Consider the following 18,724-nt stretch of genomic DNA (forward strand, 5'->3'; position numbering starts at 1 on the left):
GCAGGGACCCGGGCCCCGGGACGGGGATCATTCGTAGGTGACGGTGCTGGTCCAGACGTGGCCCTGAGGGCACTGGTAGGTGTCGGTGACGCTCTGGGTTCCGTCGTCATCGGTGACCAGACCGCTGCTTCCGGACCAGGTGCCGGGCTTCCCGCACTGCGGGCACTGAGCGCTCACCGGTCGGCCTCGCGGGCCGCGGTGGTGGAGCAGGGCGAGCTGCTCGCGTGGTAGGTCCCGCACCGGACACAGACCCAGCGGGAGGCGAGTGCGATCATCAGCGCTCCACCTTCCACTCGTGGCCCTGGGCGTCGCGGTAGCGGTCCTCGATCTTCTGGACGTCGCCGGAGACCACGCCGGACTGGCCGTTCCAGAGGCCGTCACGCCCGCACTGCGGGCAGCAAGAGGCTGTCATGATCGCGTGCTCCCTAGTTCCGGCCTGCGGCCATCGGTGCGCACGTCGCGCAGTAGTCTCCGCCGCCTGCCGGGTGAACGGCCCATCCACCGGACCCGGACCTCAGGATCTGGATGGACGTCCCGCACAGGTCGCAGATCACTGTCTTGCCGGAGGTCGCCATGGCTACCACCACCCGCAGTTCGGGCACGCGCCCGAGGTGCTGTAGTCCTGCTGGCAGATGGTGCAGGTGAACCTGCCGCGCAGGGCGGTCAGGAGACGCTTCACTTGCGGCCTCCCCGGTCGTAGGCGTCGCGCACGCCCTGGGCCTCGCCGCGGGCTCCGGTGCCGCCGGAGTTGGACAGGTCGCCCTGGCTCCCGCCGTTGCGGGTCGGGTCGTTGTCGATAACCTTCATTCGGGCTGTCACTCCTGGTCTTGTCAGGTGGTGTCGGTCAAGGGCCCGGGGTGGCGCTGCAACGCCTCCCGGGTCCGCGTCAGAGCATGTCGGCGGCGGTCATGCAGGACAGGCCCGCGGTGCGGCCGTCGTCGCCGCAGACCCAGCAGTAGGCCGCTTCCTCGTCGTCCTGCTCGGGGTCGTACATCGCTTCCTCCTTCCTTCTCGTGAGGTCGATGGGGGTCAGCAGTGGCCGGAGCCGCTGCAGTGCTCGCAGGTCTCGTTCCAGCCGTAGACGCCGGTTCCGCCGCACCAGCAGCAGGCGTTGAGAGGCATGGCTCCTCCTTCCAGGCAGTAGAGGTCAGGCGGTGCCGAGAGAGGCGAGCAAGCTGGTGACCAGTAGCCAGGCGATGTGCCAGGACTGATCGAGGGCATAGGCGCCGGTACCGGCCGGAGCCGCGAAGCCGTCGCCGAGGCGGACGAAGTCGCCCTTGCCGATGCGGTCGGCCAGCGCGGCCAGGGTGTGACGGCGGTCGGCCCAGTAGTGCGAGACGGCATCGACGCCCAGCGCGAGGGCCACCAGGGCGCCGCCGAAGGGGAAGACGATCCCGCAGACCAGCGCCACCAGCAGGAGGGCGGCGACCTTGACCGCGGTGAGGGAGGCGACGTGCCGCAGGCAGGCCAGGCGTCCGGTGGTGTCGAGGCGGCCTTTGGTGAGGGCCTGGTGGTGGGTCTGGACCCAGTGGTCGCCCAGCTCATGAGCGGCGTACAGGGCCGCGAAGACGGCGGCGAAGACGGCGGGTTCGGCGGTCACGGTCGCTCCGGTCAGTCGATGTGGAAGATGTCGTCGTGGCAGCTCTGGCACAGCCAGCCGACGGTCAGGTCCAGAGGGGCGGTGCAGTTGGCGCACGCTTCGCCGGTCGGGTGGTGGGTCATGGGTGCTCCTTTCAGGAGGCGGTTCGGATGGTGCGGTGCAAGGTCGTGGCCAGGTCGGTCCCGACCCTCAGGCGGGCTTTGAGCTGGTCTCGGGTGATGGGCTTGCCGGTCTTGGCCTGGTGCTGATCGGCGACCTGGCGGGCGAGGTCGAGCAGGGCCGGAGCGGGCCCGTCCTTAGCCGCAGGCGGCGGACTAGCCGGACGGGCCGGGACGGCGGGCAACTCCGGGACGGGTTCGGCGGCGGGAGCCAGAGCCGGGACGGAAGGACCGGCAACCGGGTCCTCACGGACGACCTCCGTCCGGGACGGCTCAGGACCGACCTGGACGGGCTCAGGGTCGGGCAGGTCGGCGGCCGGTTCGGGGCGGTAGCCCGCGCGGCGTTCCAGCATCGAGACGGCGATGAGGAACGCGGCGGCCGGGACGGCGGACAGGATGTGCGCCCACCAGCCGGGCCGGGCCTCAGCCAGGTTCGCCGCCAGGGTCAGGATGACGCCGCCGGCCAGGACGACGACGGGCCAGGACACCCAGCCGCGGGAGGTGCGGCCGATGACGGCGTCGCGGTGGCGTTCCCGGGCGGCCATGACGCACAGCAGGTCGATGCACACCGCGACCGCCCAAGCCTTCCAACCCTCCTGCCCTTGGCGTTCGGCGAGGTTGCGGATGTGGGAGAAGGACCCGGCAGCGGCGATGATGGCCAGGACCACGACGGGCCCCGAATCCATCACCAGGTGGACCACGCTCCTGCCCAGGCGGCGGGCTCGGCTCATGACCGGGACTCCTCGGCGTCGAAGGCGTCGAGCTCGTCCAGCTCGGGCAGCTGCTCGGCATACGGCGGGACTTCGGTGAGCAGGTCCTCCCACGAGGGGGTGAGCACGGCGTAGCGCTCGGCCGCGGCTTCGGCCTGCTCCTCGGTGATGTAGGCGGAGCGGGCACGGCGCCATCGGCCGTCGGCGCCCACGGCGACGGCGACGCCGGGCATGTCGGGCGGGATGGAGCGCACGGCCACGGTCGCGCCCTTGTCGAGGTCGCCGAGGGTCATCTCGGCGGTGGCGTCGTCGTTGACGCGGTGGCAGACGCGGCCGGTCAGCTGGGAGCGCAGCGCGGTCACCCCGGGCCCGAGGTCGGAGCCCATGCGTTGGCCGCACACCACCAGGTAGATCCCGAACGCGCGGGCGATCTGGGCGATGCGCAGCAGGAGCGTGGAGACGCGCGCGACTTCGTCCTTCTGGGACTTGTCGGCCATCAGGAAGAGTTCGGCGACTTCGTCGACCAGGACCACGATCGGAGTCGGCCGCAGCTTGTCGGGGATGCGCTCGTGCCAGATGTTGCGGGTCTTGAAGTGGCGGCACAGCCCCATCCGGAGACGGACCATCAGGACCAGGTCTTCCAGGAGGTCCCCGCACTGGTCCCGTTCGGTGGCGAGCTTGGACATGCGCATCTCGTACGGGGTGAACTCCACCCCGCCCTTGAGGTCCAGGCCCACCAGCGCCACGCCACGACCGCGCACCGCGGCAGGGTCGAACCGCTCGGGCAGCTTGGAGCCGTCGGCGAGCTGTGCAGCAAGGCCGAGGATGAGGGCGTTGAGCCAGGTGGACTTGCCGGAGTTGGTGGCACCGGCCACGAACCAGTGCGGGACCTGGCGGAAGTCGACCACCCAGGGTTCGCCCGTCTCCAGGTTCCCGATGCGCACCCGCAGCAGCCCGTCCGCCAGCTGGGGGAGCGGCACGTCCGTCAGCGGATCGGCATCGGTGGCGACGATGGTGACCTTGCCGGGCGTCCACGACAGGACGCGAACCGAGTGGCAGCGCCAGGCGTGCGCCAGCGCGGGCAGCGCGGCCGTGACCGTCTCGGGCGTCTGCCCGTCGACCAGCCGCAGCGTCACCGTGAATCCGACCCGGGTCGGGCGCATCATCCCCAGCCGCGGGGCCTTGTCGACGTCGACCTTGCGCAGGCGACGGCGCTGGCGCATCCTCCCGGCGGAGTCGAAGCCCGGCACCCCGTCCAGGGACCAGCGGACCGCCCGGCGCCGCTTGGTCAACCCGCAGCCGAAGGCGACGTTGTGCCACGTCCCGTAGGTGCGCACCGCGCAGACGGGGAACCCGACCGCGTACCAGAACGATGTGGGTGCCCACTGCCGCCAGGCCAGACCAGCCGCAGCGGAAGCAAACGGAACCGAGCCGTACACGTAGTCCGACAACTCAAGAGCAGACATACTGAAGTCACCTTTCAGTGATGGCTGACGAGGCTTTTCACGGAAGGGGACCGAGGTTCTTCCTCGGGTGAGTGAGACCACGGGGCGGACCAGAGCTGGCAGGCTTGAGGGATCCGCCCCGTGGCATTTCCGGCTAGTAGTCGAGCTCGTTCAGGACGTGGCAGATGCATGCCTCGCCGAACCGGTCGCAACCGGAACACCAGCACCCGTCACATAGACCGGCACTGTTGCAGTCATCGAACTGGCCGCAGCAGTTGCAGTTCGTCTTGGACATGAGCGTTCCCCTTGGGTGAGTGACCCAGGGAGCGGCAGGCTGGCAGGCACGGGAACCGCTCCCCGGGAGTCTTGAAAGTCAGGCGGCGTACTGCTCCGCGCCCACGGGCCGGATCTGGGTCACCGAGAACGACAGGCCCTGACGGCCGTTGGCCTCCCACCAGAACCCGACCAGGTCCACCAGCTCCACCGCCATGCCCGCATGCAGGTCCGGCAGCTGCGCCGACGGGAACGACACCGTCATCAGCTCCGCCCGCCGCTCCGGCCGACGCACCATCACCGTCGCCTCGTACACCGGGACGCCCTGACGGTTGATCTTCATCTCGCCGGTCTCGCGGTTCTTCATCTTGGGCTGGACGTCGTCCGCCAGCCGGAACTCCATGTTCGACGTGTCCACCGGGATGTTCTTCACTCGTTGACTCCTTGCTTGCGGGCTTGACTCCTCTAGACGTTATAACGAGTAGGACGAGGCTGCAACACCCTTGGTTGAAGTACGTAGTGAGGAACTTCTAGGCTTGAGGCCAGCAGGACGGGATACTTGTCAGATCGAGAAGAGGAGAGACCATCCCCGAGTTCCAAGGCCGACCCGCGTACCTGCAGATCGCCGATGACCTGAGAAGCCAGATCCTGGACGGCTCCCTCCAGGAGGGAGACCGCGTCCCCTCCGAGGCCGACCTGATGGCCGACTACGGCGTGTCGCGGATCGTCGTCCGCGATGCAGTCAAGGTCCTGGCGTCCGAAGGCCTGGTCGTCAAGCGCCAAGGCGCCGGCACCTTCGTCCGAGCACTGAAGCCTCAGCAGCGAAGGATCGTCGGAGACTTCTACGGCTCCCGCCCCACCAGCTCCCCGTTCGCCCGAGCCTCCAAAGCCGCGGGCCAAGAACCGGAGTGGGAGTACCAGTCGAGGGCGACGACGGCCCCGAAGGCGATCGCCACCCGCTTGAACATCACCGCAGGCGATCCGGTGATGCGGACCAACTACCGCTTCTTCGCCGACGACACCCCGGTCATGCTCTCGACGTCCTATGAGCCCCTGGCCATCACCCAGGGCACCTCCATCGAGCAGCCCGAGGCCGGAGCTGTCACAGGCGTCATCCCCCGGATGGACTCCATCGGCGTCACCATCACCCACGTCACTGAGGAAGTCACCGCTCGGGCCCCGCGCCCCTACGAGACCGAGAACCTGGGAGTCCCCGCCGGAGTCGCGGTCCTGGCGATCGAGCGGACCTACTACGCCGACGACCTACCGGTCGAGACCGCGGACATCATCGTCGCCGCGGACCGGTACACCCTGGCCTACAAGGTGCCGATCCCACCAGCCACAGACGCCTGATTCTCCTGTCTCCAGTCGCTGTCGAGCAGCGCTGAACGGTAAACCCTGTGAGGCTTGGCGGACAGGACCAGAGTGAGGTGATGCAGTGCCGCGCTGGGGAGAGCCGCTCTACCAGCAGATCGCGGGTGACTACCGGGTCAAGATCCTTGATGGTGTCCTGGCCCCAGGTGAGAAGCTGCCGTCTGAGACCGAGCTCATGGCCGAGTACGACGTGTCGCGCGTCGTCGCCCGGCGGGCGATCGATGTCCTGCGCAATGAAGGACTCATCGTCAGCCACTCGGGCAAGGGCAGCTTCGTCAAGGAGGTCCACCGGATCGTCCGTGACAGCTCGACGAGGTACTCGCGCCAGAAGGCCGCCAGCACCTCTCCGTTCAAGAGCGACGCGACGAAGTCGGGCTAGTAGGGCGGTTGGGAGCACAGCAGCTCGCGCACGGCCGCATCGGTCGCCGTCGCCCGCCGGCTGGATGTCGCTCCGGACGCACCCGTCATGCAGACGACCTACCGCTTCTTCGCCGAGGGCGAGCCGATCCAGATCTCGACCTCATGGGAGCCCCTTGAGGTCACCGCAGGCACGCCGATCGAGTTCCCCGAAGAGAGCCCCACGGTCGGCGTCGTCGCCCGCATGGACCTCATCGGCCGGCACGTGACCGAAGTCGTGGAGAAGGTGCATGCCCGGGCGGCCCGCCTGGAAGAGGCCGAACGCCTCAACCTCCCGTCCCACACCGCCTACGTCCTGGTCATCGAACGGACCCACTTCGTGGACGGCAAGCCGGTCGAGACCTGCGACATCGTCTTCCCCGGAGACAGGTACGAACTGACGTACCGCCTACCCGTGGCATGACGAGCAAGGGTCAGCATCGTCGGCTTCCAGGCCGACTCATTGCCTGAACTCTTCGCTAAGAGGACTCCAGAGGACGACCCCGGCACCCGTACCCTTGGCGAATGATCGTCAGATGCGTGAAGATCATCAGCCCAAAAGGGGACGAAGACGAAGTTGAGGAGTATCCGGGGATCCATGTAGGCGGTCTCTACACAGTCCTGGAGATCATGGCAGGGCCGGATTACTACTGCGTCCGGATCTGGGGTGATCACGAAGAGGATCCGGGGACTCTGTGGGCTCCTGAGATGTTTGAGACTGTTGACCAGCGGGTCTCCTCTCGCTGGACCGTTTCCATGAATGCGGGACACATGAGGTTTGCACCAGCGGCATGGCAACGCCCTGGCTTCTGGAACGACTACTTTGACCGCGAACCCGCAGCCGTTGATTCAGTGAGATCGGAGATCGCCCTTCTTCTTGAAGAGCATCGAGTCGGCTGAAGGACTCCGCTTCGTGGTGTTCCAAGTTTCTTCACGTCATCAAGCCCGCCCCGCTGCGCGCGGCGGGTGGGGAGCCGGGCCCCTTCGTCGGAGGTGACACCCGCTTTCCACGGTCCGCCGTGACGTGCAGGAGGAGTTCCGCGGAGAGTTGGAGGGGCTGGGCGCCGACGGCGGGGCTTCTCTTCCCCGGAGGTTGGTCGGTGGGATCGGGCGGGGCGAGGCCGACTGGTTCGAGTAGCGCGTGATCCGGGGCTGATCCGGGGAGGGTTGCCGCCGCTCGCTCCCCGCCGGGCTTGGCCTCTTCGGGCCCACCCGTCGGGGGCGGCGTCGGCCCGCGCCGATGGCGCGGAACGGTGAGGCTTCTCATGCCTTCGATCCCGCCTCCCACCAAAAGGGGGGAGAAGTCTTGTCCGTCGTCCGCCTCCAGGTGCTCGCGAAGGAGCTCCTGCACCGTCACAGCCCAGAACTTCGGAAAGCAGGGCGACACCTGTCCGACGAGTCAGGGGCCTCTGGGCTCCAGGGAAGGGCGGGCGCCTCCGGCGGGGAACTCCGGCTCCGGGAGGAGGGGAGGGGCGAGGGTGGGGAGGTCTTCCCGTCTGCCGACGTCCCATCCAGGGGGACTACCAGCCAGGCCCTGAGGGGCGGAGGTCGTTCCTCCAAGTCAGGGGCTCCACCTTCACCCCTCAGGGCCTGCCCGGTCGCGCGGGGCGTGGGACGACGGCAGACGGGAAGACCTCAGGGGCGGATGCTGGGGAAGGGCTTGGGGGTTGGTCGAGCCCGAAGCGGGGGCCTCGCGGCCCCCAGCCCCCCGCGGGCCGGAGCACTCATCCGCGCGAATCCCTCCGTCACAGCGTCTCGCCATTCGCGCGGACGAGCACTCCGGAGCGAGGTCTGCGCACTGCACGTACGAGTCGGGTGGCATCGGAGCGAAAGCGTGCGAGAAGGTGGCCACATGCAGCAGGGGCTCAACCATCGGAGCTTCTCCTCAGCCGACGCCATGCCTCCTTCTGCGCCGGGTCAAGCTCGAGTGGCGGGAAGCCTAGAAGGTATCTATGGGCCAGAGAAATGACCTCTTCCAGTGGCACATCCGGCAGACGGTCGAAGTCACCGACAGAAACATCCAAAGTGAAGTTGCATTTCGACCGATCATCCATTACGGCCATGACCATGCATCGATAAGCGGTCTCCCCTTCCGTACCGAAGACTGTCATCATCAAGCTCTTTATGCTGGTTCGATGCTTCTGGAGCCATTCAGGGCGGCCCTCAGCACTCCATTTTGGATTCGCGGACGCCGCAACTGTGAGCCGCTCCAATTCCTGTACAGAAAGGAGCTTGATATCGCTACGAGAGCGAGGGCCGTACACCTTGATTTTTGGCCATTTAAAACGGCGATATCTTCTCGCTATCTCCATAATTCTCCTATCCAGTGAATGTATATTTCAGTGTTCCGATCAATGAACGATTTTCGGCATCGTAGGAGTCTGGTCAGGGCCTGAGGAGATTTGGTGCCTGACGTACTGACGGTCGGGAGGAAGGGCGGCGGATCTCGCTGAATATCCGGAGATGGCTGCAAAGCGTAACCTTGCCCAGGTCGCGATTCGGTGACAGCCCACAGCCGTGATCGGCTGGACGGCCGTACGGGAGCCAAGCGGGGAGCAAGAGGGCCTGAACGGGGCTGGGCCGAGCGGGACGGGATGAGCTGGTCTAGCCGGGGAATGGGCGGCCACGGACGGGGCTGGACGGCGTCCAGCTGGTTCGAGTCCAATCTCTGGAGCAGATCCTGTTCCGTCGGTGTTCCGTGAGGCCCGGAAAGACGTTGAAGAACAACTACAGGCGAGGAAAGCTCTTCTCGCAGGTCAGAGCGCCTATGTGCGGTTCTCGTGCAGGTCGTGGTTCGGCGGGAAGGAGATCTTCACCATCTTCGAGGGCACCTCGGAGATCCAGCGCCTGGTCATCGGCCGCGCCGTCACGGGCCTGCCCGTCCGCTAGCCCCGACCAGCACGAGCCCGCCCCTGCCGCACCCCCCACGGCAGGGGCGTTCTTCTTCTTGCCGGGGCGGCCGGAGCGTGCCATCCGAGACGACTGAGATCGGGGACTCTGACCGGTATACCTGGTCGGCAAGGAGAAGGAGGCCGCGAGGATGCAGGTGAGGTGTGCGCGCTGCGGTGCGGTGGCCGCGCGGGTCGAGGTCTACGGGCCCGGTGAGACCCCGAGAGGGGGAGAGGCCGCGCTGGGGCCCGGGAAGTGGTGGCTGGTCTTCGAGGGCGTCGTCGGTTGCAACGGCCGGGGCGACCTGATCGATGAAGCGAGAGCGCGGCGGATCTCGCGGGCGTTCACCCCTCCGCTGTCCTACCGGCAGGTCCACGAGGCGGGCTTTCATGATGACGCCGGCTTCTGCGCCGAATGCGACGCCGGCTATTGCCACGGCTGCTGGAATCCGAGCACCAGCGGCTTCGGACGCTGCCCGAACGGACACGGCAAGAGCCTCGACCCGCACGGCTGGCGGGACTGAGGCCCGCGGCGTCGAAGGCGGCGGGTGTCAGCGGGCCTCGGTTTCCAGGGCCTCCAGGTGGGTGCGGCAGCGGATGAGGAGCATGGCGGTGTCGTCCTGGAGGGGGCCGGAGAGGTGGTCCAGGAGGTCGCGGCGGAGGTTCTCCAGGGCCTGTTCGGGGTCGTCGGCCTTGAGGAGGGCCACGCGGTCGGGGAGGGGGTAGAACTCGCCGGAGCGGTCGCGGGCCTCGATGACGCCGTCGGTGTAGAGGAGGAGCTGGTCGCCGGAGGTGAAGGGGAGGCCGTAGGGCAGGGGCGGGTCCGGTTTCAGGTCGGCCAGGCCCAGCGGGGGAGCGGCGGCCTCGGGGACGGCGAAGAGGGAGGTCCCGTCGGCGCGGAGGACGAGGGGGGCGGGGTGGCCGTAGTTGAGGAGGACCGCTTCGTCGTCGCGGATCTCCACGAGGATGGCGGTGACGAAGTCCTCGCCGGTCAGGCGGCGGTTCAGGGCCCGCTCCAGGCGGGCGCCGACCGCTCGGAGGTCGCACTCGTCGGGGGCCGCCTCGCGGAAGGCGCCCAGGACGATCGCGGCGGTCTCCACCGCCTCCAGGCCTTTGCCCTGGACGTCGCCGACGATGACGCGCACGCCGCCGGGGAAGGCCGTGACCTCGTAGAGGTCGCCGCCGATCAGGGCCTCGGCGACGGCGGAGGTGTAGGAGACGGCGATGCGCAGGCGGCCGGCCTGGCGCGGTACCGGTTTCAGGAGGACGCGTTGCGCGGCCTGGGCGATGGAGCGGACGTTGGCCAGCTCCCGTTCGCGGCGCTGGCGGAAGATGCTGGCCAGGACGCTCGCGCCGGTCACGCCGATGAGGGTGCCCCAGGTGACGTGGTTCTGGCGCGTCCACAGGATGTCGTTGTAAACGGCGAGCACCGCGCACAGCACCAGGGCCAGCGCGCCGATCGCCAGCGCCCGCCGCACTCCGCCGCTCAGGCTGGCGAACGCCGGCCCCAGGGACAGCAGGGGGAGGAACCCGTACTCCGGTCCGCTCACGGCGTCGGCCACCGCGACGACCCCCATCACCGCGTAGGGCAGCAGCCCCAGCAGCACCTTGTTCCGGTTGGCACCCGGCCGCACTCCCACCCCCGCGCCCGCTCTTGCCGTTTGGCCGTCACGCTAGCGTCACCGAGCGTTTCCGGCCACCCGTTTCACCAGGTATGTCACATGGCGGGAAACCGCGGCCGCCCCGGCCCGGAAAGCCGGGGCGGCGGGCGGTCAGGACGCGGTGAAGGAGCCGTACAGCTGCGGGGCGCGGGTGGCCAGCGGGTCGAGGTGGTACCCCATCATCTTGTCGTTGGACTCGCGCAGGTCGAGGTCGAGCAGGAGCTGCTCCTCGAAGCCGGGGCGGGTCCAGTAGCCGGTGGGGTAGCGCATCACGGCGATGGGCTGGCCGGGCCGGAAGTCGTCGGCGCGGACGATCTGGCTGCCCAGGCCGGCGGGGCAGTCCAGGCGGGTGACCGAGACGAGGTGGACGCGGTTCTCCTCGGTGCGCTCGGTCGCCGCGACGTGCATGGCGTCGGGCGTCGTCCAGGACGTCGGGTGGACGATCAGCTCGGCGCCCTCGACGGCCAGGACCCGCGCCACCTCCGGCACCCACACCTCCTCACCGATCATGAAGCCGATGCGGCCGATCGGGGTGTCGGCGACCGACAGCTCCGCGCCGGGGGTCGCCCAGGCGCGGTCCTCGTCGGTGAGGTGGGTCTTGCGGTAGCGGTGCACGAGCGTGCCGGCGTCGTCCAGGAGGAAGACGGTCGAGTAGTACTTCCCGTCGTCGGCCTCCACCAGGTTGACGGCCAGCCACAGCTTGGCCTCGGCGCAGGCCACGGCGAGCCGCTGCAGGACGTCGCGGGAGAGGTTCGCCGCCCGCCCGGGGTCCTCGGCGGCCTCGCCGGGCTCCAGGCAGAACAGCTCGGGCAGCACGCCCAGCCGCGCCCCCCGCCCGCCGGCGTAGGCGACCTGGCCGAGGGCCCGCAGCACCGTCCACTCGGTGTTGCGCACCCAGCTGACCTGCAGCAGCGCCACGGGCAGCGGACGCGACGGCATGTCGGCGGGGGCCGGCCCGTACATGGCCGCGGCGGGCACCTCGTCGAGCGGGCGGGTGAGCGCGCCGTACAGGTCGGGGCGCCGCCAGGCGAACACGTCGCCCACGCCGGGCATGCGCTTGTCGTCGGCGAGCTCGACGTCGATGTCGGCGATCGCCAGGCCCGGCTCGTCCTCCCCGGCGTCGGCGAGGCGGGTGCCGTCGGGGGCGACGATCTGGCTGCCGCCCATCCACGGCCACTCGTGCTCGGGGCCGCCGACGGTGTTGGCGGCCACGTGCCAGACCCGGTTCTCCAGCGCGCGCAGCGGCACGTGCACGCGGTACTCGTCGGGGCCGCGGGAGTTCAGCGAGTTGCACAGGATCTGCGCGCCGAGCAGGCCGAGCGCGCGCGGGGTGTCGGGGACGATCCCGTCGGCGCACAGCAGCAGCCCGATCCGGCCGATCTCGGTGTCGTGCACCTGGTACGGCGCGTTGCCGGGCGTGAAGAGCGTGTACTCGTAGTCCCACAGGACGTGCTTGTGGTGGACGCCGATGATCCGTCCGTCGGGCCCGAGGAGGACGGATCCGATGTGCACGGTCGGCGCGCTCTCGCCGCGCAGGTCGACGCCGGCCGCGATGTACACGCCGAGCTCGGCGGCGAGCGCGCCGAGGCCCGTCACGAACGGCCCGTCGAGGTCCTCGGAGTGCTCCCAGCACTCCTCGCGGGAGGAGAAGTCACGCACCCGGTTGGCGTTCTCGGGCAGGACGACCAGCCGGGCGCCCCGCGCCGCCGCGTCGCGGACGTAGCCCGCGGCCAGCTCGAGGTTGGCCAGCGGGTCCGGTCCCGAGAAGAACTGGGCGGCTGCGACCCTTACCTTCGCCATCTCTTCTTCCTTTCTTACAGCGTCGCGAGCAGCCGGCCGGCGCCCGGGATGCGGTCCTTGATGCCGTGGGTCCGGTAGGCGTGCCAGAGGGACGCGGCGTTGATCGGGACGACCGGCTTGTTCAGCTCCTCCTCCAGCGCGGCGGCCACGCCGATGACCGGCAGGTTGGTGCCCGCCTGGACGAGCGCCTCCACGCCGGGCCCGTCGACCTTCGCGAACGCGGCGCGGATCTCCTCCGGCGTCACCTCCGCGATCGAGGTGGCCGAGCCGCACTTCAGGCCGTGCACGGCGTGCACCTCGTAGCCGAGCTCGGTGAAGTAGGCGCGCACCTGCTCGTCGGCGACCGGCTGGTAGGGGGTGATCACGCCGATCCTGCGCACGCCGAGCCGCTGGAGCGCGGTGTGCGTGGCGGACGCGCCGGTGACGACGTCCAGCCCGGACATCTCCTTGATCCAGCGCTCGAACTCGGCGTTGCCCTCCACCCCGCCCCAGAACGTCTCGGCGCTCATCCCCATGATGAGGGAGTCGGGCCTGCAGGTCAGGACGGACTCCACCGCGGCGCCGATCTCGCCGCGCAGGTCCACCAGGAAGTTCTCCATGTCCTCGTCGGAGTCGAGGACGGCGTTGCGGATGAGGATGCGTCCGGCGTGGAAGGACACGCCGGGGGCGCGGAAGCGGTAGTACTCGTCCTCCACCGCGGTGTTGGTGGAGGGGACGATCACGCCGAAGACGTGGCGGTCGGCCAGGACGGTGGTCACGGGGTCTCCTCGGGTTCGGCGGGACGCCAGCGCTCCTCCTGCTCGGCGAGGTCGGGCAGTCCCAGGACGGTGGTGAAGTCACCCCAGCTCAGCGGGGGTTCGGGGGCGCGGCGGCCGCTGAGGATCTCGCGGTAGGCCGCGCTCATCGCGGCGGCCCCGGCGAGCGCGGCGGCGACCGGGAAGAGCGCGAGGCGGGCGCCGGCCTCGGCCAGGTCGTCGATCGGCTCGGGCGCGTGCCCGGCCGCGGAGAAGTTGACGACGACCGGCAGCCCGCCGGAGGCCTCGTGCGCCCGCCGGACGGTGGCGGCGTCGCGGGCGCCCTCGACGAAGACCGCGTCGGCTCCGGCCGCGGCGAACGCCTCGACCCGGCGCAGCGCCTCGTCCTCGCCCGCGGCGTTCAGCGCGTCGGTGCGGGCGATGAGCACCAGCCGCTCGCGCGCGCCGGCCGCGGCGCGCAGCCGCGCCACGGTCTCGGGCAGGCCGGCCAGCCGCACGCCCGCCATGTGGCCGCAGCGCTTGGGCATGACCTGGTCCTCCAGGTGGAGGGCGGCGGCCCCGCCCCGCTCGTAGCGGCGGACGGTCTCGGCCACCTGGAGCGGGTCGCCGTAGCCGGTGTCGGCGTCGGCGATGATCGGCAGGTCGGTGCCCGCGGCGACCCGGCGCAGCGCGTCGACCATGTCGCTCGCGCCGACGTAGCCCAGGTCGGGCAGGCCGAAGGTGACGGCGCTGACCAGTGCGCCCGACAGGTGGATCGCCTCGAATCCGGCCTGGGCGGCCAGGCGCGCGGAGAGCGCGTCGTGGCAGCCGGCGGCCAGGAGCGGGGTGCCGGCGGCGAGGCGGGCGCGCAGCCGGTCGGCGGGATGGACGTTGCGGGAGGTCATGTCGTTCTGTTCCACAACTCCCCTACCTTCACAGCTTCGTGGACGTCCGCGTACTTGGCGGCCAGGTCGAACAGCGCCGCCTCGTGCGGCCGGAGGTCGCGGTCGGCCACGGCGTCGGACACCACGACCGGCCGGAACCCGTGGCACAGCGCGTCGAGCGCGGTGGCGCGGACGCAGCCGCTGGTGCTCGTCCCGGTGATGACGACCGAGTCGACGCCCAGCGCGGTCAGCGTGGAGGCCAGCGCTGTGCCGAAGAACGCCGACGGGTACTTCTTGACGATCACCAGGTCGCCGGGCTCGGGCACCAGTTCCTCCGGCGGGTCGCCCCAGGGCGAGGCGCGCTCGAAGAGCCGGAGCGCGGGCACCTTGCGGTAGAAGAGGCCGCCGTCGGCGCCGCCAGGCGCGTACTCGACGTAGGTGAAGACGACCGGGTGCCCGAGTTCGCGGGCGCCGCGTACCAGCGTCGCCGTCCGTTCCACGGCTCGTTCGGCTCCGGCGTACAGCGGCGACTCCGGGTCGGTGTAGGCGCGGACGAGGTCGACGACGACCAGCGCGGGGCGCGTGCCGAGGCCGAGGCTCCCGCCGAAGCCCGCTTCCCGGTAGTCGTCGGCGAGCGCGTCGCGGGTGAACGCCGCTCCGGCCCCCTCAGTCATCGAACTGGATGACCGCGCGACCGGCGAGGATCGGCTTCAGGTGGTCGGCGACCAGCGCCTTGTGCGCCTCGTGGTCCTGGTAGGCGCGCCATCCCTCGACGTCCGCGAAGGTGAACACCGCGGCGAAGTCGTGGGCGCCGCCGGTGAGTCCCCGGTCGGATCCGCCGAAAAAGTCCAAGATCTCAGGAATCCTGGCGGGCAAGTTGTGAAAAGCTGTCTCCGCCTCTCGCTTCTGCTGGTCAGTGGCCGTTTCGGTCCACTGCAACAGGACGATGTGCCGCATCATGGCGGGTGCCTCCGGGATGTGGGTGACGAACAGGTACCCGGTTCCCGCAGTGTGAGAGAGTGTTTATTGTTATGTGAGACAAGCTAGAACCCGACACCGGCCAAGGTCAAGCCGCGGCCACCGGAGTGAAGGAGGCGGGGGTGTCCGAGGAGGCCGTCGCGGACGCGGTGCCGGGCCAGGGCCGCTCCTCCCGCCGCAGCGGAGCGGAGAGCTCGCGCAAGGTGCTGCACCTGATGCTGGCCTTCAGCCCGCAGCGGCACACCCGCTCCGCCGCCGAGCTCGCCGCCGAGCTGGACATGCCGATCAGCTCGGTCTACCGCTACCTGTCGGTCCTGCGCGAGGAGGGCCTGGTCGAGGAGGCGCGCCCGGGGGAGTACCGGCTGAGCTGGCGGTTCGTCAGCCTGGCCAGCGCCGCGCGGGAGGCCGGCGACTCCCTGGAGGTGCTGGCCAAGCCGGTCCTGCGGGCGGTGGCCGAGGCCGGCGGTGAGACCACCCTCCTCATCAAGCGGGTGGGCTGGAGCGCCATCTGCGTGGACCGCGTGGAGTCGCAGCACCCGGTGCGGCTGCAGTTCGACCGGGGCCAGCCGATGATCCTGCACCAGGGCTCGGCCTCCCGGGTGCTGCTGGCCTCCATGCGCACCGCCGAGCGCGAGCGCTACCTGGCGGCGATGAGCGGGCTCGCCGACGCCGAGCGCGAGCAGATCAGGGCCGACGTCGACGTCGTGGCCCGGCTGGGCTGGCTGGAGAGCTTCGGCGAGGTGGACGAGGGCATCTGGGGCGCCTCGGCCGTGATCAGGGACGGCGCCGAGGTGGTCGGCGCGCTCGGGGTGGCCGGCCCGCTCTTCCGGCTGCAGCACGCCGACCGCGCCCGGATCACCGACCTGGTCGTCTCCGGCGCGGCGGACATCTCCCAGTCGCTCGTGGACCGCGCGCACCGCGGCTGAGCCGCGCCGTCCGCGTTTCCGCAGGTCGCGACCTTCGTTTCCGCACGGTGACGCCGTGCTTCTCCGATGTTTCGGCTGTGTTTCGGCGATCTTTGCGTGTTATCGGTCGGTTAAACCCTGTCCGAAAAGCATTGACTTGCCGCTTTCTGCTGGTTACCGTTCCCGCATATCGAGTGCATGGTTACCGCAGTGTGAGAGCTGGCAGTTTTGGAGGTTCCGTGCTTCTCGGCTTCAACGACTCGCGGCCGCCGGAGGATTCCGATGTGGTGGTCGTGGGCCTCGGCCCCGTGGGCGCCACGGCGGCGCTCGCCCTCGCCCTCGACGGCCTGCGCGTGACGGTCTTCGAGGCGGGCCTGGCCGGGGACGGCGTCCTGGGCGAGTCCCGGGCCTCGACGTTCCACCCCCCGACCCTGGAGATCCTCGACGGGCTGGACGTCTCCGCGCCGCTGCACGAGGTCGGCCTGGTGTCCGACACCTACCAGTACCGCGACCGCACCGAGGGCCTGGTCGCCCACTTCGACCTGGCCGAGATCGCCGGGGACACCCCGTTCCCGTACCGGCTGCAGAGCGAGCAGCAGAACCTGGTGCGCATCATCCGCGACCGGCTCGCCGAGCTGCCGAACGTCCGGTTGTTCGAGAACGCCCACGTGCGCTCGGCCGCGACCGACGGCGAGGAGGCCGTCGTGCGGGTCGCCGGCTCGGCCGACCCCGAGGCCCCGGAAGTGGAGTACCGGGCCCGCTGGGCGATCGCCGCCGACGGCGCGCACAGCCCGATCCGGCACGCCCTGGGCATCGGCTTCCCCGGCATCACCTACCCCGAGCAGTTCCTCGTGGTCTCCACCAGCGCCGACTTCGCCGAGCTCATCCCCGGCATCGCGTCGGTCAACTACATCTCCGACCCGCGCGAATGGCTGGTGCTGCTGCGGACCCCGCTGCACTGGCGGGCGCTCTTCCCGATCCCGCCGGGCGAGCAGGACGCCGCCGACGCCCTGGACCCCGCGGCGATCCAGCGCCGCCTCCAGGAGATCGCGCCCCGCGCCGAGGGCTACGACATCGTCCACTCCCGCATCTACCGGGTGCACCAGCGGGTCGCCGAGCGGTTCCGCGACGGCCGGGTGCTGCTGGCGGGCGACGCCGCCCACCTCAACAACCCGCTCGGCGGCATGGGCATGAACAGCGGGATCCACGACGCCGCCATGGCGGCCGAGGCGATCCTGGCCGCGGAGGCCGGGGACACCGCGCTGCTCGACGCCTACGAGGAGACCCGCAGGTCCGTCGCGCACGACTACGTGCGGGTCGTCACCCATGAGAACCGGGACATGCTCCGCGAGGAGGACCCCGCGGAGCGGCGGCGCCGCAACGACCACCTGCGCCGCGTCTCGGCCGACCCGCGGCTGGCCCGGGAGCATCTGCTCCGCTCCTCGATGCTCGCCTCCCGCGTCTCCCCGGACGCCCGCATTCCCGCCTGACCCTTTCCGCCCTCTCCGACATTCCCCCTACGCCTTTCATCCCCCTTGTTCCCCCCTTGCGAGAAGGAGGTTCTCTTGGACGTCCCCGTACAGCAGAGGTCCCGTGCGGGACTCGAATTCCTCGGCGCGCTCCAGGGCTACGCCGGCGGAGTGCTCCAGCCCGCGGCCGCCGAGCGGTACGCGCAGCTGGAGCCCGAGCCCCCCGCGGAGCCGGCCGACCGGCGCCGTTCGGTGAACGAGAAGCTGGCCGACCACGCCCCCTGGCTCTTCGACCGCCTCTTCACCCGGTACGTGGCCGAGGAGATCTACGTCCGCGCCATCCCGGCGGCCGAGGAGTCCCGCCCGGTGATCGAGGAGTGGCTGGACGTCCCCGAGGACGCGCCCGGTTCGCTCACCTTGAACCCGGACGCGAACGTCCCCGCCTACTTCCGCGCCGGTTTCCACCTGACGACCGGCGGCTGGGACGGCCACGACCTGATGGGCGTGGTCATCCACGACCTGGGCTACCGCTACGTCCTCATGCCCGGCGGCGTCGGCGCCGTCCGGACCGGCGAGAACCTGCAGGACCAGCGCACCCAGGTGGCGATGGAGGCCCCGCGCCGGGACTACGGGACGGTTCTGGAGGCCGGGTGCGGCAACGGCCGCATGCTGACCTCGTTGTCCCAGGTCTTCCCCGACAGCGAGATCATCGGCGTCGAGCTGTCGGAGACCCAGCTGCGCTACGCCCGCGCCCGCGCGGTGCACGAGGGCCACGACTGGACCCTGCTGCAGGCGCCGGTCGAGGAGACCGGCCTGCCGGACGCCTCCGTCGGACTGGTCTCGATCTTCACCCTCTTCCACGAGACCCCGCCGCACGCCACCAAGGAGATCCTCCGGGAGATGCTCCGGGTGCTGGAGCCCGGCGGCGACCTGGTGATGGGCGACATCGCGCCCTTCGAGCGCAACGGCGCCTTCCGGTCGGTGGTCCTGGACTGGGAGACCGAGCACCGGGGCGAGCCGTTCATGCGCTCCTACCTGCAGCTCGACCTGCCCGCCCTGATGGAGGAGGTCGGCTTCACCGACGTCAAGGCCTACGGCCTGAACAAGGGCGACTACCCGTGGATCGTCCGCGGAAGCAAGGAGGGCGGCCTGTGAGCGGCCAGAGCTACCTGGGCTCGGACCGGCTGGACGAGCTCGCGCGCATGATCGCCGAGCTGACCTCCGAGCTGTGGATCCTCAAGGACCGCACCCTGGTGCTGGAGCACCTGCTGGCCGAGCGGGGTTGCGTCGACCCCGCCGCGGTGGACGGGCTGCGGCCGTCCGAAGAGCTCGCGGCGAAGCTGCGCAAGGAGCGCGAGGCGCTGGTCGGGCGCGTGTTCGGGGCGGTCTTCGACCCCGACACCCGGGTGAAGGCCGCGGTCGCGGCCGTCGAATCATAAGGAACGGCAA

22 protein-coding genes and 1 pseudogene are annotated in these 18,724 nt (G+C 70.0%); 9 read left to right on the forward strand and 14 right to left on the reverse strand.

Going from position 1 to position 18,724, the window contains the following annotated elements; all coding sequences use genetic code 11:
* Positions 1-27: 27 nt before the first annotated feature.
* The 7 genes from ABD140_RS01040 to ABD140_RS01070 form a co-directional block, all read right to left on the reverse strand.
* A complete protein-coding gene (locus ABD140_RS01040; RefSeq protein ID WP_344235641.1) occupies positions 28-177 on the reverse strand; it encodes a hypothetical protein in 150 nt (49 codons plus the stop codon).
* A gap of 97 nt (positions 178-274) precedes the next feature.
* Positions 275-412 (reverse strand): hypothetical protein, encoded by a 138-nt coding sequence (locus ABD140_RS01045; protein ID WP_344235643.1) that lies wholly within the window; start codon positions 410-412, stop codon positions 275-277.
* Positions 413-675: 263 nt separating this feature from the next.
* The gene (locus tag ABD140_RS01050) at positions 676-807 is read right to left on the reverse strand and encodes a hypothetical protein (protein WP_344235645.1); all 132 of its coding nucleotides are present in this window, start codon (positions 805-807) and stop codon (positions 676-678) included.
* Positions 808-1,147: 340 nt separating this feature from the next.
* A complete protein-coding gene (locus tag ABD140_RS01055) occupies positions 1,148-1,600 on the reverse strand; it encodes a transcriptional regulator (protein WP_344235647.1) in 453 nt (150 codons plus the stop codon).
* A 133-nt stretch (positions 1,601-1,733) separates the two neighbouring features.
* Positions 1,734-2,489, reverse strand: coding sequence for a DUF2637 domain-containing protein (locus ABD140_RS01060; protein WP_344235649.1), 756 nt, complete (start codon positions 2,487-2,489; stop codon positions 1,734-1,736).
* Positions 2,486-3,934, reverse strand: coding sequence for an FtsK/SpoIIIE domain-containing protein (locus ABD140_RS01065; protein WP_344235652.1), 1,449 nt, complete (start codon positions 3,932-3,934; stop codon positions 2,486-2,488). The genes ABD140_RS01060 and ABD140_RS01065 overlap by 4 nt, the downstream gene beginning before the upstream one ends.
* A gap of 352 nt (positions 3,935-4,286) precedes the next feature.
* Entirely contained in the window at positions 4,287-4,619 is a 333-nt protein-coding gene (locus ABD140_RS01070) for an SCO3933 family regulatory protein (protein ID WP_344235654.1), read from the reverse strand.
* Positions 4,620-4,807: 188 nt separating this feature from the next.
* Between ABD140_RS01070 and ABD140_RS01075 the strand changes: the two genes are divergently transcribed.
* From ABD140_RS01075 to ABD140_RS01090, 4 genes and pseudogenes are all read left to right on the forward strand, one after another.
* Positions 4,808-5,539, forward strand: coding sequence for a GntR family transcriptional regulator (locus ABD140_RS01075; protein ID WP_344236415.1), 732 nt, complete (start codon positions 4,808-4,810; stop codon positions 5,537-5,539).
* Positions 5,540-5,624: 85 nt separating this feature from the next.
* Positions 5,625-5,939, forward strand: coding sequence for a GntR family transcriptional regulator (locus ABD140_RS01080; protein ID WP_344235656.1), 315 nt, complete (start codon positions 5,625-5,627; stop codon positions 5,937-5,939).
* 30 nt (positions 5,940-5,969) lie between these two features.
* Positions 5,970-6,380 (forward strand): annotated as a pseudogene (locus tag ABD140_RS01085) (UTRA domain-containing protein); the annotation flags it as partial.
* Positions 6,381-6,496: 116 nt separating this feature from the next.
* Positions 6,497-6,856, forward strand: coding sequence for a hypothetical protein (locus ABD140_RS01090; protein ID WP_344235658.1), 360 nt, complete (start codon positions 6,497-6,499; stop codon positions 6,854-6,856).
* A gap of 965 nt (positions 6,857-7,821) precedes the next feature.
* Here the strand turns inward: ABD140_RS01090 and ABD140_RS01095 are convergent.
* Positions 7,822-8,268: a hypothetical protein gene (locus ABD140_RS01095; protein ID WP_344235660.1), complete on the reverse strand. Its 447-nt coding sequence runs from the start codon at positions 8,266-8,268 to the stop codon at positions 7,822-7,824.
* Between the two features lie 728 nt (positions 8,269-8,996).
* Here ABD140_RS01095 and ABD140_RS01100 point away from each other — a divergent pair.
* Complete coding sequence (locus tag ABD140_RS01100; RefSeq protein WP_344235662.1) at positions 8,997-9,368, forward strand: hypothetical protein; 372 nt, start codon at positions 8,997-8,999, stop codon at positions 9,366-9,368.
* Positions 9,369-9,395: 27 nt separating this feature from the next.
* On the opposite strand, the gene ABD140_RS01105 is transcribed toward ABD140_RS01100, so the two are convergent.
* From ABD140_RS01105 to ABD140_RS01130, 6 genes are all read right to left on the reverse strand, one after another.
* Positions 9,396-10,484, reverse strand: a complete 1,089-nt coding sequence (locus ABD140_RS01105) for a PP2C family protein-serine/threonine phosphatase (protein ID WP_344235664.1) — start codon at positions 10,482-10,484, stop codon at positions 9,396-9,398.
* Between the two features lie 132 nt (positions 10,485-10,616).
* A complete protein-coding gene (locus tag ABD140_RS01110) occupies positions 10,617-12,305 on the reverse strand; it encodes a nitrilase-related carbon-nitrogen hydrolase (RefSeq protein ID WP_344235666.1) in 1,689 nt (562 codons plus the stop codon).
* A gap of 14 nt (positions 12,306-12,319) precedes the next feature.
* On the reverse strand, positions 12,320-13,063 hold the full coding sequence (locus ABD140_RS01115; protein ID WP_344235668.1) for a maleate cis-trans isomerase family protein: 744 nt from the start codon (positions 13,061-13,063) through the stop codon (positions 12,320-12,322).
* Positions 13,060-13,959: an isocitrate lyase/PEP mutase family protein gene (locus ABD140_RS01120; RefSeq protein ID WP_344235670.1), complete on the reverse strand. Its 900-nt coding sequence runs from the start codon at positions 13,957-13,959 to the stop codon at positions 13,060-13,062. The genes ABD140_RS01115 and ABD140_RS01120 overlap by 4 nt, the downstream gene beginning before the upstream one ends.
* On the reverse strand, positions 13,941-14,597 hold the full coding sequence (locus tag ABD140_RS01125) for an isochorismatase family protein (RefSeq protein WP_344235672.1): 657 nt from the start codon (positions 14,595-14,597) through the stop codon (positions 13,941-13,943). Before ABD140_RS01125 ends, ABD140_RS01120 begins: the two co-directional genes overlap by 19 nt.
* A complete protein-coding gene (locus tag ABD140_RS01130; protein ID WP_344235674.1) occupies positions 14,590-14,883 on the reverse strand; it encodes a Dabb family protein in 294 nt (97 codons plus the stop codon). The genes ABD140_RS01125 and ABD140_RS01130 overlap by 8 nt, the downstream gene beginning before the upstream one ends.
* Before the next feature lie 140 nt (positions 14,884-15,023).
* On the opposite strand from ABD140_RS01130, the gene ABD140_RS01135 reads away from it, so the two are divergent.
* The 4 genes from ABD140_RS01135 to ABD140_RS01150 all read left to right on the forward strand — a co-directional run bounded on the left by ABD140_RS01135 (position 15,024) and on the right by ABD140_RS01150 (position 18,714).
* Positions 15,024-15,827, forward strand: coding sequence for an IclR family transcriptional regulator (locus tag ABD140_RS01135; protein ID WP_344235676.1), 804 nt, complete (start codon positions 15,024-15,026; stop codon positions 15,825-15,827).
* Between the two features lie 263 nt (positions 15,828-16,090).
* The gene (locus ABD140_RS01140; protein ID WP_344235678.1) at positions 16,091-17,296 is read left to right on the forward strand and encodes an FAD-dependent oxidoreductase; all 1,206 of its coding nucleotides are present in this window, start codon (positions 16,091-16,093) and stop codon (positions 17,294-17,296) included.
* A gap of 75 nt (positions 17,297-17,371) precedes the next feature.
* Positions 17,372-18,430, forward strand: a complete 1,059-nt coding sequence (locus ABD140_RS01145; RefSeq protein ID WP_344235680.1) for a class I SAM-dependent methyltransferase — start codon at positions 17,372-17,374, stop codon at positions 18,428-18,430.
* Complete coding sequence (locus tag ABD140_RS01150) at positions 18,427-18,714, forward strand: hypothetical protein (RefSeq protein ID WP_344235682.1); 288 nt, start codon at positions 18,427-18,429, stop codon at positions 18,712-18,714. The genes ABD140_RS01145 and ABD140_RS01150 overlap by 4 nt, the downstream gene beginning before the upstream one ends.
* Positions 18,715-18,724 lie beyond the last annotated feature (10 nt).

The organism is Actinocorallia libanotica, assembly GCF_039525175.1.
Lineage (GTDB): Bacteria > Actinomycetota > Actinomycetes > Streptosporangiales > Streptosporangiaceae > Actinocorallia > Actinocorallia libanotica.

Bases quoted from the DNA above. Each gene is read 5' to 3' on its own strand.
- ABD140_RS01065 (WP_344235652.1), bottom strand. From the start codon at position 3,934: ATGTCTGCTCTTGAGTTGTCGGACTACGTGTACGGCTCGGTTCCGTTT.
- ABD140_RS01060 (WP_344235649.1), bottom strand. From the start codon at position 2,489: ATGAGCCGAGCCCGCCGCCTGGGCAGGAGCGTGGTCCACCTGGTGATG.
- ABD140_RS01130 (WP_344235674.1), bottom strand. From the start codon at position 14,883: ATGATGCGGCACATCGTCCTGTTGCAGTGGACCGAAACGGCCACTGAC.
- ABD140_RS01045 (WP_344235643.1), bottom strand. From the start codon at position 412: ATGACAGCCTCTTGCTGCCCGCAGTGCGGGCGTGACGGCCTCTGGAAC.
- ABD140_RS01125 (WP_344235672.1), bottom strand. From the start codon at position 14,597: ATGACTGAGGGGGCCGGAGCGGCGTTCACCCGCGACGCGCTCGCCGAC.
- ABD140_RS01050 (WP_344235645.1), bottom strand. From the start codon at position 807: ATGAAGGTTATCGACAACGACCCGACCCGCAACGGCGGGAGCCAGGGC.
- ABD140_RS01110 (WP_344235666.1), bottom strand. From the start codon at position 12,305: ATGGCGAAGGTAAGGGTCGCAGCCGCCCAGTTCTTCTCGGGACCGGAC.
- ABD140_RS01100 (WP_344235662.1), top strand. From the start codon at position 8,997: ATGCAGGTGAGGTGTGCGCGCTGCGGTGCGGTGGCCGCGCGGGTCGAG.
- ABD140_RS01095 (WP_344235660.1), bottom strand. From the start codon at position 8,268: ATGGAGATAGCGAGAAGATATCGCCGTTTTAAATGGCCAAAAATCAAG.